The organism is Lacinutrix chionoecetis (genome assembly GCF_053604665.1).
Map to the genome: position 1 here is coordinate 1 of NZ_JBSHNQ010000036.1, position 294 is coordinate 294.

The following is a 294-nucleotide window of genomic DNA, read 5'->3' on the forward strand; positions in this document are numbered from 1 at the left end:
AATCTGCACATTGGCATCGTTAGTGTCTGCTCCTGCCTGCGTGGTAAAATAGGTTAGTGTAATGCCTGTTTGCCCGTTTAGTATCTGGGCGTTGGCATCTTCTAAATTAAATTCTTCGACCTCATCGCCTGGGTTGTTAACATCGCAGAGCTCGAGTGGGTCTGGTTGTACCAGTACTGGTAATGGGTTTACTATTAACTCTAAGGCTACGGTTTTGTAACAGCCTGTGGCATTGTCTTCTACACGTACCCAAATGGTTTCCATGTTTATGGTACCGTTTATATAAGCGTTTGG

At 44.6% G+C, this 294-nt stretch carries 1 protein-coding gene; it reads right to left on the reverse strand.

Features of this window, described 5'->3' with window-relative positions; translation table 11 throughout:
* Positions 1-294 (reverse strand): hypothetical protein (locus tag ACVC43_RS00185; protein ID WP_452222553.1); only part of this gene is annotated, 294 nt, incomplete at both ends.